Annotated in this window: 16 protein-coding genes and 1 tRNA gene; 10 read left to right on the forward strand and 7 right to left on the reverse strand. The window is 68.2% G+C overall.

The window, feature by feature from the left end; genetic code table 11:
• Positions 1 to 9 precede the first annotated feature (9 nt).
• Positions 10 to 432, reverse strand: a complete 423-nt coding sequence (locus tag WDU99_RS13100; RefSeq protein ID WP_337332898.1) for a VOC family protein — start codon at positions 430 to 432, stop codon at positions 10 to 12.
• A gap of 74 nt (positions 433 to 506) precedes the next feature.
• Here WDU99_RS13100 and WDU99_RS13105 point away from each other — a divergent pair, with 74 nt between their 5' ends.
• Positions 507 to 1,097, forward strand: coding sequence for a TetR/AcrR family transcriptional regulator (locus tag WDU99_RS13105; protein WP_337332899.1), 591 nt, complete (start codon positions 507 to 509; stop codon positions 1,095 to 1,097).
• A gap of 49 nt (positions 1,098 to 1,146) precedes the next feature.
• On the forward strand, positions 1,147 to 1,512 hold the full coding sequence (locus WDU99_RS13110; RefSeq protein ID WP_337332900.1) for a VOC family protein: 366 nt from the start codon (positions 1,147 to 1,149) through the stop codon (positions 1,510 to 1,512).
• 44 nt (positions 1,513 to 1,556) lie between these two features.
• On the opposite strand, the gene WDU99_RS13115 is transcribed toward WDU99_RS13110, so the two are convergent.
• Positions 1,557 to 1,630, reverse strand: a tRNA-Gly gene (locus WDU99_RS13115).
• 254 nt (positions 1,631 to 1,884) lie between these two features.
• Between WDU99_RS13115 and WDU99_RS13120 the strand changes: the two genes are divergently transcribed.
• From WDU99_RS13120 to WDU99_RS13145, 6 genes are read left to right on the forward strand one after another with little or no spacing between them, the layout of a single operon-like run.
• A complete protein-coding gene (locus tag WDU99_RS13120) occupies positions 1,885 to 2,856 on the forward strand; it encodes an ABC transporter ATP-binding protein (protein WP_337332901.1) in 972 nt (323 codons plus the stop codon).
• Positions 2,853 to 3,662, forward strand: coding sequence for an ABC transporter permease (locus WDU99_RS13125; protein WP_337332902.1), 810 nt, complete (start codon positions 2,853 to 2,855; stop codon positions 3,660 to 3,662). The genes WDU99_RS13120 and WDU99_RS13125 overlap by 4 nt, the downstream gene beginning before the upstream one ends.
• 45 nt (positions 3,663 to 3,707) lie before the next feature.
• Complete coding sequence (locus WDU99_RS13130) at positions 3,708 to 5,096, forward strand: histidine kinase (RefSeq protein ID WP_337332903.1); 1,389 nt, start codon at positions 3,708 to 3,710, stop codon at positions 5,094 to 5,096.
• A complete protein-coding gene (locus WDU99_RS13135; RefSeq protein WP_337332904.1) occupies positions 5,093 to 5,791 on the forward strand; it encodes a response regulator transcription factor in 699 nt (232 codons plus the stop codon). The genes WDU99_RS13130 and WDU99_RS13135 overlap by 4 nt, the downstream gene beginning before the upstream one ends.
• A gap of 45 nt (positions 5,792 to 5,836) precedes the next feature.
• The gene (gene dcd / locus WDU99_RS13140; RefSeq protein WP_337332905.1) at positions 5,837 to 6,442 is read left to right on the forward strand and encodes a dCTP deaminase; all 606 of its coding nucleotides are present in this window, start codon (positions 5,837 to 5,839) and stop codon (positions 6,440 to 6,442) included.
• Between the two features lies 1 nt (position 6,443).
• Positions 6,444 to 7,172: a hypothetical protein gene (locus WDU99_RS13145; RefSeq protein ID WP_337332906.1), complete on the forward strand. Its 729-nt coding sequence runs from the start codon at positions 6,444 to 6,446 to the stop codon at positions 7,170 to 7,172.
• An 88-nt stretch (positions 7,173 to 7,260) separates the two neighbouring features.
• On the opposite strand, the gene WDU99_RS13150 is transcribed toward WDU99_RS13145, so the two are convergent.
• Entirely contained in the window at positions 7,261 to 7,902 is a 642-nt protein-coding gene (locus WDU99_RS13150) for a MarR family winged helix-turn-helix transcriptional regulator (protein WP_337332907.1), read from the reverse strand.
• 86 nt (positions 7,903 to 7,988) lie between these two features.
• On the opposite strand from WDU99_RS13150, the gene WDU99_RS13155 reads away from it, so the two are divergent.
• Complete coding sequence (locus tag WDU99_RS13155) at positions 7,989 to 8,477, forward strand: MarR family winged helix-turn-helix transcriptional regulator (protein ID WP_337332908.1); 489 nt, start codon at positions 7,989 to 7,991, stop codon at positions 8,475 to 8,477.
• A gap of 18 nt (positions 8,478 to 8,495) precedes the next feature.
• Here the strand turns inward: WDU99_RS13155 and WDU99_RS13160 are convergent, their stop codons facing one another.
• Together WDU99_RS13160 and WDU99_RS13165 are read right to left on the reverse strand one after the other, a co-directional pair.
• A complete protein-coding gene (locus WDU99_RS13160) occupies positions 8,496 to 8,810 on the reverse strand; it encodes a hypothetical protein (RefSeq protein WP_337332909.1) in 315 nt (104 codons plus the stop codon).
• A 216-nt stretch (positions 8,811 to 9,026) separates the two neighbouring features.
• Positions 9,027 to 12,890 (reverse strand): endo-alpha-N-acetylgalactosaminidase family protein, encoded by a 3,864-nt coding sequence (locus WDU99_RS13165; RefSeq protein ID WP_337332910.1) that lies wholly within the window; start codon positions 12,888 to 12,890, stop codon positions 9,027 to 9,029.
• A gap of 198 nt (positions 12,891 to 13,088) precedes the next feature.
• Here WDU99_RS13165 and WDU99_RS13170 point away from each other — a divergent pair, with 198 nt between their 5' ends.
• Positions 13,089 to 14,294 carry an MFS transporter gene (locus WDU99_RS13170; RefSeq protein WP_337332911.1) on the forward strand — a complete coding sequence of 402 codons (1,206 nt, stop codon included), beginning with the start codon at positions 13,089 to 13,091 and terminating at the stop codon, positions 14,292 to 14,294.
• Between the two features lie 40 nt (positions 14,295 to 14,334).
• Here the strand turns inward: WDU99_RS13170 and WDU99_RS13175 are convergent, their stop codons facing one another.
• Both WDU99_RS13175 and WDU99_RS13180 read right to left on the reverse strand, forming a co-directional pair.
• Complete coding sequence (locus WDU99_RS13175) at positions 14,335 to 15,219, reverse strand: helix-turn-helix transcriptional regulator (protein ID WP_337332912.1); 885 nt, start codon at positions 15,217 to 15,219, stop codon at positions 14,335 to 14,337.
• Between the two features lie 40 nt (positions 15,220 to 15,259).
• Positions 15,260 to 15,749 (reverse strand): SDR family NAD(P)-dependent oxidoreductase (locus WDU99_RS13180; protein WP_337332913.1); only part of this gene is annotated, 490 nt, incomplete at its 5' end.

Genomic DNA, 15,749 nt, shown 5'->3' on the forward strand with positions numbered 1-15,749 from the left:
GTGAATCCATCACATCGCTGCGGCCGCTCCCTCGGCATACGCGTCAACGAATTCGCCCTTGGGCGGAACCTCGGTGATGACGTCGATCAGCACTCCTGACGGATCGGCGACGATGAAGTGGCGCTGCCCGAAGTCCTCGGAGCGGATCGGCAGCAGCGGGATGAGCCCGGCCTCGACGACGAGGCGCTGCCACCACGTGTCGACGTCATCCACCTCGAGGTTCACGAGCACGCCCGCGGCCGGCGTGCGGTGTCCGGCGGGAATCGTCTCGTGTGTCGCGTCGAGGAATGCGATCTCGGCACCGTCCGGATGCCGAAGGCTCACGTACCAGTCGGTGGCGAACGTCTCGTCGAATCCGAATCGCTCCTTCCAGAAGGCGGCGGTCTCGGCGACGTGCTCTGTGGCGATGACGGGGTAAAGACGGTGAAGCATGTGGTCTCCTGGGTTGGCATACCGATGGTATGTGAAAGCTAGTTGACGTACCGTTGGTATGTCAAGATGGATGCATGAGCAGAGAAGAGCAGCGGGATGCCACGAGGCGAGCCCTCGTGGCATCCGCGTCGCGTCGCTTCGCGACTGCGGGCTATGCGGCGACGTCCCTGCCCGAGATCGTGTCGGATGCTGAGGTGACGAAGGGTGCGCTCTACCACCACTTCGGATCGAAGGCAGAGTTGTTCGAAGCCGTACTGTCCGAGGTGCAGGAGGGCGTCGCTGCGCAGGTGGTGCGCGCCGCGGAGAGCGCCGGGTCGGATGCCTGGGATCAGATGCTCGCCGGATGCCGCGCCTTCCTCGAGGCATCGACGGATACCAGCGTGAGCCGCATCATGCTCATCGACGGTCCCGCGGTGCTCGGCTGGTCGAGGTGGCGGCGGTACGACGACGCGAATTCGGCGCAGCACCTGGGTGAGGCGATCGCAGAGCTCGCCGCGCAGGGTGTGCTGACCGGAGACGTCGATGCCACGACACGACTGCTCTCCGGAGCGATGAACGAAGCGGCGATCTGGTCGGCAGAAGCTCCGGCTCAGGACAGGGCACGCAATCTCGACGCAGCGGTGGCGACCCTCACCGCCATGCTTGAAGGCCTGCGCACGCGGTGATCACCGGCCAGGGGCTGGGGTGGACGAGTGCCTTCGTTAGCATCGACGCGTGACCCCTAATCCACTGCGTGACATCGGTCAAGTCTTCGTCCCTGTTCGCGATATCTCGGCGTCTGCCGCCTGGTATGCACGACTGCTGGGGGTGAAGGCGCCGGCGCCGACGCACGAGAACACGATCGTCGACCTGCCGACCTCTTCTGGGCCGCGGCTGGCACTGGACTCCACCGCCCCATTCACCGCGGACGGACCTTCCCGTTTCTTCTGGTGGACAGACGACCTCGATGAGACGCAACGGCATCTCAGCAGTCTCGACATCCCCCTGGTCGCGGGACCGGTCGACATCGGCAGCGTCTCATTCGTGCAGTTTCGCGACCCCGACGAAACGTTGCTGATGGTGTGTGCCCGCAACGCATAGCCTGCAGCCGGTCGCGCGCCTGAACACTGAGCTCGGTGATCTGATGGAGGGGCTGACGGGAATCGAACCCGCGCTGTCTGCTTGGGAAGCAGAAGTTCTGCCATTGAACTACAGCCCCGCACGCCGTGCGGCGCCTGGCCAGCATAACAAAGGCGCACGGCGCGCTCACAACTCCGGAGATTCGTGCCGCCAACAGCGCGGATCGTGTGGATCGGTGCGAAATCAGTGCAGATCTCCGGAGTTATGAGCGGTCGAGCCCGGGAGCCCGACCGCCCACACGCCGCAACATGGCACCACGGTGCCATATCCTCCTCAAACCTTCATCCTCGCGACTGACGCGCACCACTGCCTCAAAGAAATAGCGTCGAAGACATGATCACAGCAGAAGGTCTCAGCAAGCGCTACGGCGACAAGCTCGCCGTCGACAACGCATCGTTCACCGTGCGTCCAGGGCTCGTCACCGGCTTCCTCGGGCCGAACGGCGCCGGCAAGTCCACGACCATGCGCATGATCGTCGACCTCGACCGCCCGACGACCGGCACGGTCACCGTCAACGGTCAGCCGTACTCCAAGCTCACGTCACCGCTCAGCGAGGTGGGCGTGCTGCTCGACGCCAAGGCCGTGCACACCGGCCGCAGCGCCCGCAACCACCTCAAGGCCATGGCCGCGACCCATGGCATCCCGTCCTCTCGCGTCGACGAGGTGATCGACATCGCCGGGATCGGCTCGGTCGCCCGCAAGCGCGCCGGCGGGTTCTCGCTCGGCATGGGGCAGCGTCTCGGCATCGCCGCGGCGCTGCTCGGCGACCCGCACACGCTGATCCTCGACGAGCCGGTCAACGGCCTCGACCCCGAGGGCGTGCGCTGGGTTCGCCAGTTCGTGCGCCACGCGGCATCCGAGGGACGCACCGTGCTGCTCTCCAGCCACCTGATGAGCGAGATGCAGCAGACCGCCGACCACCTCATCGTGCTCGGCCGGGGCAAGGTGCTCGCCGACGCCCCGCTGCCCGAGATCGTCCGCGCGTGGACCACTGCGCGCGTGCTCGTGCGCAGCCCTCGGGCATCCGAGCTTGCCGACGCCGTCGCCGGACGCGACGTCGAGATCGTCTCCACCGATGAGTTCACGCTCGACGTCACCGGCCTGCCGGCATCCCGCATCGGCGACATCGCCGCCGAGCGCGGCATCGCCGTGCACGAGCTCACCCCCACCAGCGGCTCGCTCGAAGACGCCTACCTCGCCCTCACCGGCGACGCCGTCGAGTACCGCACCCGCACCGTGCCAAATGACACCGATGCTGCCGGCACCGCCCCCCAGCAGCCCGTCCTCGAGGAGGCCCGCGCATGACCGCCATTCAGGCTCGTGCCACATACGTCAGCTCCACGACATCGCAGGTGTCGTTCGTCCGCCAGCTGCGCAGTGAGTTCGTCAAGCTACTCTCGGTGCGCGGCACCTGGTGGTCGGTGGCGATCGTCGCCGCCCTCACCATCGGCATCGGCGTCCTGCTCGCCGCCAACTTCCCCGAGGGCATGGGCGACCCGATCATGATCATCGTCTCGCCGGTGCAGTTCACCATGATGCTCGCCGGCATCCTCGGCGTGATCTCGGTGACCGGCGAGTACTCCACCGGCATGATCCGCTCCACGCTTGCGGCCAACCCGGTGCGCGGCTCGGTGCTCGCGGCCAAGGCGGCCGTGCTCGCCGTCTTCATGTTCGTCGTGTCACTGCTGATCTTCATCGCCGCGATGCTGATCGTCACACCGTTCCTCGTGGCTAACGATCTCGCCTTCGACTGGGCCGACCCGAGCGCCACGATCCTGCCGGTCATCGCAGCCTCGGCCACGATGTCGCTGTTCGCTCTGATCGGCGTGGGGCTCGGCTTCCTGCTGCGCTCCGGTGCCGCCGCGATCGCCGCCACCGTCGGCATCATCTTCGTGCTGCCGGTGATCCTCACGCTGCTCTCGGCGTTCCTGCCCGACCTCACCTGGCTGATCGACGTGGGCAACTACCTGCCGGCATCCGTCGCAGCCAGCGCGATCCTGCCGACGGAGGGTCAGGCCGTCAGTGCGGGAGCCTCGTGGCTGACGCTCGGTGCGTGGGCCGCCGCAGCACTGGCCTCGGGCTGGGTCGTGCTGCGCGGACGGGATGCGTGACGCACCAGCATCCGCAACCGGGAACGGCCACGTAGAGTCATGACCGTGTCCGATCCACGCAGTTCCTCATCGGCAGACATCTCTGCCGATGAGGAGCTGCGTCTTCCGCGTCCGCCCGGCGTCATCCGGCGGTTCTGGGCCCGGCATCCGCGCATCGCCGACGCACTCATCGCGCTGATCTGCCTGCTGCTCAGCCTGGGCGCGAACGCCACCTTCCCCGACACCGCAGAGCCGATGTCGGTCGGTGAGATCGTGTTCCTCAGCGTCGTCATCGTGGGCGCATCGGTGCTGCTGATGTGGCGTCGCCGCCGGCCGGAGATCGTGCTCGCGGCCGCCATCGTCGTAGAGCTGCTGCTGCTGGCGATGACCGGCTCGACCGGAGCTCCCATGCTCACCGTCGCCGTGTACTCGCTGGCCGTGTACCGCTCCACGCGGATGTGCTGGATCGGCCTCGGCACCAGCGTGCTGCTCGTCGCGGCTCTCGCCTGCGGACTGCTCCCCGGCGGAGCGATCACGGTGCAGCAGGCCATCAACGCCGGACTGGCCACGGCCATCCCCTCGCTCATCGGCGCCCTCATCGGCATCAACGTCGGCAACCGCAAGCGCTACCTGGAGGCGATCATCGACCGCTCGCGGCAGCTGCTCGTCGAGCGCGACCAGCAGGCGCAGCTCGCGGCCGCCGCCGAACGCGACCGCATCGCCCGCGAGATGCACGACATCGTCTCGCACTCGCTGACGGTCGTGGTCGCGCTATCCGAGGGCGCCGCCGCGACCGATGACCGCGAGCGGGCCCGTGAGGCGTCGACTGCCGCAGCGGCCACCGCCCGCAACGCGCTCACCGAGATGCGCTCGATGCTCGGTGTGCTGCGCGACGGAGCATCCGACAGTCCGCTCGCACCGCTGCAGGCCGCCGATCCCGCCGAGATCGTCACCGCCGCGAGACAGGCCGGCTTCGCAGCATCCCTCTCCGTTCGCGGACGTCCCCCTGAGACGCCCGCGCTGCGCCTGGCGATCGGTCGCATCGTGCAGGAGGCGGTCACCAACGCGATGCGGCACGCGCCGACGACGCGCATGATCGACGTGCGTATCGACTACGACGCCGCACCGATCGTGATCGAGGTCATCAACGACGGCGCGCCCGGCTCGCCCTCCGAAGGCGGCTTCGGCCTGCGTGGCCTCGCCGAGCGCGCGTCGCTGCTCGGCGGCACCCTCGTCTCCGCCCCGGCAGGAGAGGGAAGATGGATGCTGCGCGCAGAGCTTCCGCACGGTGAGCCATCCGCGGGCGAGGGTGAGCCCCCGTCGTCGCCCCTGCTCAGCGACGCCGCCCCCACTCATTCACGTGATTCAGCAGGGGCGGCGACAACCAGCAGGGGCGACGACAGCCACGACCCCGTGCCCGGCCCCGTGCCCGAGACCCCGGAGGACACCCCGTGACCGAGCAGATCCGCGTGCTGCTGGTGGACGACCAGGCGCTCATCCGCGTCGGCTTCCGGATGGTGCTCGAGAGCACCCCCGATCTGCTGGTCGTCGGCGAGGCGGCGGACGGTGCCGAGGCGATCCATCAGGTGGATGCTCTCCATCCCGACGTGGTGCTGATGGACGTGCGGATGCCCGGCATCGACGGCATCGCAGCGACCGAGGCCATCGTCGCCGAGCATCCCGAGACGCGAGTGCTGGTGCTGACGACGTTCGACCTCGACGAATACGCCTTCGCGGCGATCAGGGCGGGCGCTGGCGGCTTTCTACTGAAGGATGCCCAGCGGGACGAGCTGCTCTCTGCGGTGCGCGCCGTGCACCGGGGCGACGGAGTGCTCGCCCCGCGCGTCACGCGGGCGTTGATCGACCGGGTCGCCGGCGATCTGGAGGCTGCGCCGGTGGCACCCGACGGCCGGGCATCCGACTCTCCAGCATCCGACCGTGGGGCATCCGACCCGCTTGCGCTGCTCACCGACCGCGAGCGCGAGATCTTCACCGCGATCGCGCGTGGGCTCAGCAACGCAGAGATCGCCGAGCAGTTCTTCCTCAGTGAGTCGACCGTGAAGACGCATGTCGGGCGCGTGCTCGCCAAGCTCAATGCGCGCGATCGGGTGCACGTGGTGATCCTCGCGTACGAGCAGGGGATTGTGTGACAGTGCGGGCCCCGGACGGGCACGTGCACCCGTTACGCTGAACACGTGCTTCTCAGCGACCGCGACATCAAGGCAGAACTCGCATCGGGCCGCATCGGGCTCTCGCCGTTCGACGACGCGATGGTGCAGCCCTCGAGCGTCGACGTGCGCCTCGACCGGTACTTCCGACTGTTCGACAACCACAAGTACCCGTACATCGACCCGTCCGAGGATCAGCCCGAGCTCACGCGCCTGATCGAGGTCAAGCCCGACGAGCCGTTCATCCTGCACCCCGGCGAGTTCGCGCTGGGAGCGACCTTCGAGCAGATCACCCTGCCGAACGATGTCGCCGCACGGCTGGAGGGCAAGTCGTCGCTGGGGCGCCTCGGTCTGATCACGCACTCGACGGCGGGATTCGTCGACCCCGGCTTCACCGGGCACGTGACCCTCGAGCTGGCGAACGTCGCCACACTGCCGATCAAGCTGTGGCCGGGCATGAAGATCGGCCAGTTCTGCTTCTTCCGGCTGACCTCGCCGGCCGAGAACGCCTACGGCTCGGGCCCGTACGGAAACCGCTACCAGGGGCAGCGCGGCCCCACCGCATCCCGCGCATTCCAGAATTTCCACCGCACCGATGTGAGCACGACCGATGCGGGAGCGATCGGAGGCTGACATGTCCAATCCTGTCGAGGGTGAGAACGGCGACGCGAAGGCGGCTCCGCCGCCCGAGACCGGGGAGGATGCGGTGACATCGGGCGAGCCCGGCACGGAGTCGGGTGCGGTAGTTGAGTCGGGTGGGGCGTCGGCCGAGCAGGCGGCGTCGGCCGGACCCGGCGCCGTAGCCGAGCCGAGTGCTGCGTCGGCCGAGCAGGCGGTGTCGGATGCCATCGGCGAGGCGGCCGCGATCGCTGAAGGCACCCCGCCATCGGGTGATGGTGTCGGGGACCTGTCGGCGGCTGATCTGCCGGAGCCGGTGATTCCCGAGCCTCAGATTCCCGAGCCTCAGATCCCCGAGCCTCAGATCCCCGAGCCGGACATCTCCGCGCCCGAGATCCCGGACCCCGTGATTCCCGAGCCCGACATTCCGTCGCCCGAGATCCCGGGGCCCGAGGCGTCAGCATCCGATGCGCCGGTCCCGGCGACGCGGGCGCAGCGCAAGGCGCTGCCGAGCGCGGACTCGCTGCCGGAGCCGCCTCCGATCCCGCGGGATCCGGCGGTGGTGCCGCCGCCATCCGGGGCGACCACGGGCGGTTACCGCGGCTGGACGATCGCGATCTTCGCGATCCTGCTGCTTCTGCTGATCGGCGCGGTCGTGACCGTCATCGTGCTGGTGACCAGCGGGCCGAGCCTGTTCGCGGCACCGGCCGTGGCCGCGGTGGGTTGGATTCCACTGGCCGTTTAGCTTCCGGGCCCGGGTACGGAGAAGGATTTCGCGGGTTCAGAAGGCTCTGAACCCGCGAAATCCATCTTTGATCGCGCGCGACGCACGATCAGTGGGTGTGAATGTGGACGTGGGTTGCCGGAGCGAAACCGGGGTGGCCGCGGAAGCCGTGGCCATGGCGGTGTCCGCCACGGTGGCCGGACTCGTCGAAACCGCGTCCGTGACCTCGGTCGTGTCCACGCCCGTGACCGTGCTCGCGCCCGTGACCGTGGCCATGACCGCGCCCGTGGCCGTGACCGCGCCCGTGGCCGTGACCTCGTCCGCGGCGGCGGGGGAGCGGTTTGCCCTCTTCCCAGCCGAACTCGCGGGCGATCTTCTCGAGGGATGCCGTCATCGCGGCGTACTCGTCGTGGCTGACGACGCCGGCTACGCGGTCGCGGAGCTCATCGACGGCCGCGCTGAGGCGGGTCTTGGCGAGACGACCGGCCTCGGTGAGGCTCCAGCCGTCATCGGTGCGCTCGATCCAGCCGAGTTCGATCAGGCGGTGCAGCTTGCGACCGTGCAGCGGCCGGAAGTCAGCACGCTCAGGACGCCCCTTGCGGCCGGGCACTGTGCCGTCGATCACGTTGAGCATGCGCCAGTCGCGTCGTGAGATGCCCTCGTCAGCGAAGACGGTGGCGAACTCGTCCTTCATCAGGCGGTCGACCGCGGTGATCCAGAAGCCGAAGGGTTGTGTGTCGTTGGTGTTCATCGGGATCCTTTGCTTGTCATGTTGCATTTACATGCAGTGTGACATGCATCTAGGGTCCATGTCAAATCACATGTAAACTGTGTTCCATGACCGATCCCGCCGACGCCATCGCCCAAGCCCTGTCGCGCCTACGCGGGCGCCGGGGAGGTTCTCACCCGCACGGCCGCGGCCAGCACGGTCCGCACGGACCCTTCGGACACGGACCGCGCGGAGGTGGGATGGGATGGGATGCTGCGCGCAGCGCCCCTGCGGTGATCCGGATGCTGGATGCGCTCGCGGCAGCATCCGATCCGCTCGGCGTCAGCGAGCTCGCCGAGGCCATCGGCGTCGATCAGCCCCGCGCTTCACGGCTCGTGCAGCAGGGCGTCGACCGCGGTTGGGTGCGCCGCGAGGCCGACCCCGGCGACGCGCGCCGCACGCGCATCGCGCTCACCGAAGAGGGATCGCAGAAGATTCGCGGCATGCGCGGGGAACGAAGGGAGCGACTGGGGCGCGCGCTCGAGTTGTTCACCGAGACCGAGCGCAACGAGCTGGCACGCCTGCTGACCAAGCTCGCCGACAACTGGCATCCCTGAGCGCCGACCGCAGAACGCTCAGCGTACGGGCAGCAAATGTCGCGGCGGCCCCTCCAGGCGGGCGACCGCGATCTTCACCTCAGTGAGTTCGCCGGCGAGCCCGTCGATCCTTGCGCCGAGTTTGTCTTCGACGGCGTCGATACGAGCGCTGAGCTTTTCGTCGAGCCCGTCGATCCGCGCGCCGAGCTTCTCGTCACCGGCGTCGATCTTCGCACCGAGCCGGTCTTCGACGGCATCTATCCGACGCACCAGCCACGCGAGTGCCCCCAGCATGCCGATACCGAGCATGATGAAGCTGCTCAGGGTGGCGATCAACTCGGCGGACATGTACATACCCCACATTCTGCCTCGTCTGAGGCGACGCTTCCACCGACAGTAGGGTGTCGTGCCGACGGCGAGCACTCGGATGCGCGGCGACTGTGGACAACTGGCGCTCGCAACGCGATTGTGCACATCAGTCGAGTTCGCAGGCGGATCAAAGACGCGCCTCCCCGAAGCCGGGAAGGCGCGTCTTTGATCCAACGTGGCCGCGATCAGCCGATCAGCTGATCAGCCGCTGCAGGTGAACTTCGCGTCCGCCCAGTCGGCGTGATCGTTGCCATTGCCGTCGGCGGTCGTGTCGGCGATCAACTCGACGAACTGACCGCCGGTGACATCCGCGGTCAGGGCGAACGTCTCGCTGGTCGCCTTCTGCAGCGGCGAGGTGACGACGGTCTCGCCGTCGACCTTCACCGAGAAAACCACCGAGCCGCGTGAGGGCTGTGCGTCGTCGATGCCGACGTCGGCGGTGAAGGTGGTGCACTGTCCGCCGAGGAAGTACTTGATGGTGCTGGGCGCGTGCGCCCCCAGTCCCTTCTCGTACACCGTGCCGTTCAGCGTGAGCGGCGTGCCGTCGCCGGCGCCCTGCTCGCCGTTCGACAGGTCGCGCTCGACCGGACCCCAGCCGTTGCTGGCGGTCACCCAGTCGTGATCGCTGGCGAACACGGTGCTGGTCGGCGCCTTCGGCAGCGTCTTCACCGCCGTCGTGCTGGTCACCTCACGCGAGCCCACCGGGTCGACCGTGGTGGTGTACGTGGCGGTGGCGCCGACCTCGTACGCGCCGTCGACATCGGCCGGAGCGGTGATGTTCCAGCGCGTCACCAGCGTGCCCTTGGCATCCACCGACTCGGCGGTCGCCGGCGTGACGGCCTCGGCCGTCCAGCCCTCGGGCAGGTTCAGCTCGACGGTCACGTCAGCGATCGGCGACGCTTCGTCTGAGGTGAACGTGGTGGTGAACTCCGTCGACTTGCCCTGCTGGATCACGTCGGCACCGAGCTCACCGCTCAGCTGTGCGCAGGCGGGGATGGCGTCGGATGCACCGAGGTCTTCGACCGTGAAGTCGTCGACGATCAGGTCGGCCGTGCCACCGCCGATGCGGTTCAGGCCCACGAAGGTGTCGCCGCAGGCGCTGGCATCCACGATCTGCTCGAAACGCGTGGTCTCGTGCACGGCACCGAACTCGGTGCTCGACGTGACGCGCGGTCCGGTCGCCGAGTCATAGCCGGTGACCCAGGCGTACTCGCCGGCCTCGGTCGACTGGTAGTCGAACGAGACGCGGTAGCGGTGACCCGGCTCGAACGGCACCGAGTACTCGGTGGTGCGGTAGACGAGCCCGCGGTTCTCCTGGTGCGCCATCAGCGAGTACTCGCCGTTCAGGATGTTGTCGATCTTGCGACCGTTCCAGCCCTTCTGCGTGTAGTCGTTGCGCTTGGCGATGTGAGTGCGCGGGTCGGTCGAGCCGCCGGCGTTGCCCTTGTAGAACGGCCCCCATCCGGCATCCGTGTCTTCGAAGTCGGCGCTGGCGATGACACCGTCGCCGAGCTCGGGAGCAGCCGCCTCGATGATGCGCACGTCGTCGATGCGCACGGGCGCGTCGCCGTCGGCGGCCTTCACGCTGAAGACGGGCTTGTCGCCGCCGCGCGGCACGGTGAAGTGCACCTTGAGGCGCTGCATCGTGGTGCCGTGCCATTCGTCGGACGCCATGTAGTTGACCGCGTTCGACGAGTCGATCGTGACACTGGCATCCGATCCCTTCTTGCCGAGGTCGACGCCGAGCGTCACCTCGCGGGTCTTGTCCTTATCGACGCCGACCCAGGCGCTGGCGGTGTACTCGCCCGCCGGAAGGCGGTCGAGCTTCTGCGAGATCGAGGCCTCTCCGGCGCCGAACAGGGCCGAGCGGCGGCCGAGGTCATCACGCTCGATGGCGACCTGACCGCGCGGGTTCCACTCGTCGAGGTCGGTGAGGTTGAAGCCGGGATCGGTCACCGGGGTGCTCTCGCCGAACTCCACCTTTTTCGGCAGCGCACTGCCGGCTTTCGAGCTCTTGCCCTCGACCAGCACGTACGGCTGACCGGCCTCGGCGTCGATGCTGACCTTGCCGTCGACCACACGCACGTCGCCGACCTTGGTGCGCCCGCCGTCACCCAGGGTGTACAGCTGCAGGGTGCGGTTCTTCGCGAAGTCGTCGGTGAGGGTCCACGTGGTCTCGCCGCCGGCGGGGTTGTAGTGGTACAGCTTGTCGACCTTCTTGCCGGCCTTCGACGACCAGGGCAGCAGGTAGGTGTCGCCGCGCAGAACCTCGTCGCCGTCGACCGTGATCGAGCGGTCGGATGCCGTCGTGCCGGTCACCCGCACGTCGCCTTCGAGTGTGATGGCCTCGTCGGTCCAGGTCATGATCTCGTGGTGCTGCAGGAACTTCGTCGGCACGTTGGCCGTCCAGATGTTCTTCAGGAAACCGTTGAAGTCGTTCTGGTTGGTCCAGCCCTCGAACTCGACGATGTGGGCGGTGCCCAGGCGCGGGTCGGGGTTCCAGACGTCGGCCTCGGTGTTGTTGACGAAGCGCAGGATCTGCGAGTTGATGCCCTTGTTGGTCGAGCCACCGTACTTCTCGTCGTTGGCCCAGTGCGACCAGGTGTTGTTGACGGCGAGCTTGTCGGCCCATTCAGAGGCGACGCGGAAGCCGTTGTCGACCAGCGACTGCTGGATCTTCTTCGCCAGCCAGCCGTACTGGTAGTACACGTCGACGTAGACGAAGTCGAGGTTGTCGTGGGTGGCGTCGGCGAGTTCGGCGATGCGCTCGTTGAGCTGGCCCGAGTTCGTGTCAAAGCGCTGGTCGATGTAGTACGACTGGTCGAGCCAGTTCCAGCCCGGCGCGTCGGGGTTCATGATCTCGTCGCTGAACGAGTTCGCCTCGGGGTAGATCTCGGTGGCATTGACGTGCACGCCGAAGGAGGCGTTCCACTTCTCGCCGGCCTTGAGGGCCTTGTTGAGGTCTTCGAGACCGCCGGCGCGCTCGTTGAAGTTGTCGCCGTAGTCGGTGTTGGCCGAGTCGTGGCCCTCGCTGGTGTACCCCTTCAGCAGCACCTGCTGGCCGAGTCCGTCGGTGTTCTGCGCGATGCGCTTGACGTCGTCGAGGGTGCGCAGGAACGGGTGGGTGGCCTGCGAGGCGAAGTTGAACGGGATGTGCGTGATGACGTTGTTCGGCGTCTCGTCGCCCTCGAAGGGGCCGACGCGCAGGTCGCGCAGGGCGATCGCGCCGTCCTGCCAGTCGACCGCTCCGTCGTCGTTGGCGTCGGGGGTGATGGCGACCTTGACCCAGGGCAGCTCCTCGGGATGAGGGGCGTCCTTCGCGCGGTAGAGCCACTGACCGCTCGAGATGCCGACCTCGACGTCGTCGCCGTCCTTGACGGTGTGGCGCCAGAAGTTGCCGCCGTCCTTGTGGGCCGGACCCGAGGACGAGTCGTACATCGCGTTGGTCGTGAAGGCCGCCGCGAGCTGATCGGTGTTTGCGATCACAGTGTTCGTCGCCACGGGGTCGCCTGCAGGGGTCTCGGCGGTGACGGGGATGAACTCGTCGCCCGAGACGGCGCGGTCGACCGACAGGTCGGCGGTGGCGACGTTCGCCCCGGCCTCGGCCGACGAGACGGTCACCAGGCCGTGTCCGGGGATGCGGATGGTCTGGACCTGCTCGTCGCGGTCGACGATCCTGGTGAACGCGAGGGTGACGACGTTGTCTTTCACGCTGAGCCGGATCGTGAAGCGCACGCCGTCGAGATCGGTCGGGGTGACCGTGTACTCGGCGGTGGAGCCCTTGACCTTCTTGGCTTTCACCTCGACGGCGTGGGGAGCGCCGTTGATCTCGAGCTCGGTGAGGGCGGTGTCGTTGCCGTGCATGACGGCGCCGCTGTCGCGGTCGGTGTACTGCACGACCTGGGGGAACGCGCTGGAGGCGCGCACCTCGAGGTCGCCGCTGCGCAGCACGAGGTCATCCGAGGCGTCTGCGCTCCATGCCGGTGCCGCGGCGAGGGGTGACAGACCGGTGACGACCAGGGCTGCGCCCAGTCCTATTCCGGCCCATCTGCGAGGGGTCTTCATTCTGGCTCTCCTTCGAATCAGCACCGGACTGGGGTGCCGGCGTGATCGACAATGCCACGAAATGTTTGCGGAAACAAGAGGTGTGACGATGAGTTCCGAGGACGAGGTCGGATGCCGCCCCGCACACCACGGACGATCGGTCGGATGCCCCGGACGGGCGGTCGGGCGCACGGGCATCCGCCGCGTGAGTCTGGATACATGACCACGACCGCGCCCCTTCCCGTCGCGACGACGACGCTTCCCCGACTGCGCTACGGCGCACTGCTCACGATGATGGCGATGAGCTTTCTGCTCGTCACCGCCGAATTCCTGCCGGGCGGCGTGCTCACCGAGATCGCAGACGACGTCGGAGTGACGCCGGGGCAGGCGGGGCAGATGGTCGCGGTCACGGCCCTTGCCGGGCTGATCGTCGCGCCGACGATCGGCATGGCGCTGCCGCGCCTGAACCGCCGCGCGCTGCTGGTGTGGATGGCGCTGGCGGCGACGGTGTCGAACGCGGTCGTCGCGATCGCGCCGAGCCTGCCGCTGCTGCTGCTCGGGCGTGTGCTGCTGGGAGCCGCGCTGTCGGGATTCTGGGCGATGTCGATCACGGTGGCGGCGAAGATCGCCGGCCCCGAGCGGCTCGGCAAGGCGGTGATGTTCACGTCGGCCGGCACGTCGCTGGCGACGGTGCTGGGCGTGCCGATCGGGGTGATGCTCAGCGAGGTGATGGACTGGCGGGCCGTGTTCGGCTTCGCCACGGTGGTGACGCTGCTGCTCGCCGTCGCGCTTCGGATGCTGCTGCCGAGTGTTCCCGCCGAGAGCTCGGCCTCACTGGCGACCCTGGTGGGCACGTTGCGGCTGCCCGGGATCGGGTTGGGCGTGGCCGGTCACGTGCTGGTGGTGCTGGGGCACTTCCTGGCGTTCACGTACATCCGGCTCGCGCTCGAGCGGGTGCACGAGGGCGGGCATCCGATCGATGCGGGTGCCATCATCGTGCTGCTGGCGCTGTTCGGCGCCGGGGGACTGGTCGGCAACCTGGTGATCGGGGTGGTGATCGACCGCACGTACCGGCTGCTCGCCGTCGTCTCGCCGATCGTGATCGCACTGGGCGTGCTGGTGGCGATCGCCGCGTCGGGTGCACCGATGCTCGTCGGCGTCGCGGCGTTCGTGTGGGGCTTCTTCTTCGCCTCGTGGCTGCTGATCGTGAACACGTGGGTGGGTCACCGGATGCCCGACCGGCTGGAGGCCGGCGGGAGCATCGTGGTGGTCGGTTTCCAGGCGGCGATCATGCTCGCCGCCGGCGTGGGCGGGCTGCTCGTCGACGGGTTCGGGATCGTGATCGTGTACCTGGTCGGCGCGGGGATGCTGGTGATCGGCGCCGTGCTGTTCGGTGCGTCGAACCGCGCGGGCGCGCGGGGGTGAGCGCCCTGGTGTGCACGCCGATCGGGGTCGCTTGTGCGGCTCAGGCCGGCGTGAGCCGGTGTTCCGCGCGCCAGGCAGAAGGCGTGGTGCCGACGTGCCGGCGGAAGGCGCGGCTGAAGCCCTCGTCGGAGGCGTAGCCGAGTTCGCGCGACACGGCGCTCACGCCGTGGCCCCGCGAGAGCAGTTCCTGCGCGGTGTGCATCCGCACTGCTGCGACGTATCCGGCCGGCGAGCGTCCGAAAGCGGCGCGGAAGCGCTCGGCGAACACCGAACGCGACATCGCACCGAGTGATGCGAGCGTGTCGACGGTCCAGTTGCGGCCGGGGTCGGCGCGCACCGCTTCGACGACGCGGTCGAGGAAGGGATCGGATGCTGTCGCCGGCCAGCCCTCGGGGGCGCAGCCGTTCGCCGCCCACGCGCGGATCACCGATGCGAGCACGGTCGTGGCCATCATGCGGCAGATGGCGAGGTCGCCGCTGCGGTTCGGGTTGTCGCCTTCGGGCTTGGCGCCGAGGTGCTGGGCGAGAGCGGCCGCTGCCGGCTCGTGTGCGGCGAAGTCGGTGATCGTGGCGATGCCCGGCAGCAGCGCGGCGATATGCGCCGCCGGGTCGGCGAGGTCGAGCTCGGAGAGCAGGATGGATGCCGCGCTTTGAGCGCTCAGCGCGGTGGCGACTCGACCGCTGGCCAGCATCACGGCACCGGCCGCGATGCGTCGGATCGACTGGCCGCCCGAGCGCACCTGCACCTCGCCAGAGACGACGTACGCGAGGGAGAGCGCGGACGGATCGAGCGCGACTGTCGTGTCGGCGTCGAACATGATGCGCCGCTGCTCGCGGATCTGCACGTCGACGGCGTCGAGCAGGGAGTCGAGGGCTGCGCCCTGGGTCGGGCTGACACCGGGAGGCTGCGTCGCGGTCAGGCTCATGAAGAGCCGAACCACGGGGAAGGGTGGGGTATTCCGGTGACTACTTCGATTCCTCGACGCGGACGGCGACGATCTGGCCGGTCAGGCCGCTGTCGAGCACCTGCAGGCTCACCGAGGCGACGTTCAGCGGGTCGAGCAGTGAGCCGGCGGGCTCTTCTCCGAACGCGTTCGACCGCATTGGGGTGCGCGTGCGCTGCGGGTTGATGCAGTTGATGCGCACGCCGTCCTCGGCCCACTCCTCGGCGAGCGCCTGCGTGAGATTCACGACGGCCGCCTTGCTCGCTGAATAGACGCCGTAGTTCGCCCGTCCGCGCGTGTGTGAGCTCGACGTGAACAGCAGCACCTGGCCGCCGGTCTGCTTCAGGTACTTGTGCGCCGCGCGGGACACGATGACCGGGGCGATGAAGTTCGTCTCGATGCTCGATTCGATGTGCTTGACCTTGGTCTGGGTCAGTGGACCCATGCGTAGCACACCTGCCGACATCACCACAGCGTCGATGCGTCCGGACGCGTCGTACGCCTGCTTTAGC

It is taken from the genome of Microbacterium bandirmense, assembly GCF_037204185.1.
Classification (GTDB): Bacteria; Actinomycetota; Actinomycetes; order Actinomycetales; family Microbacteriaceae; genus Microbacterium; species Microbacterium bandirmense.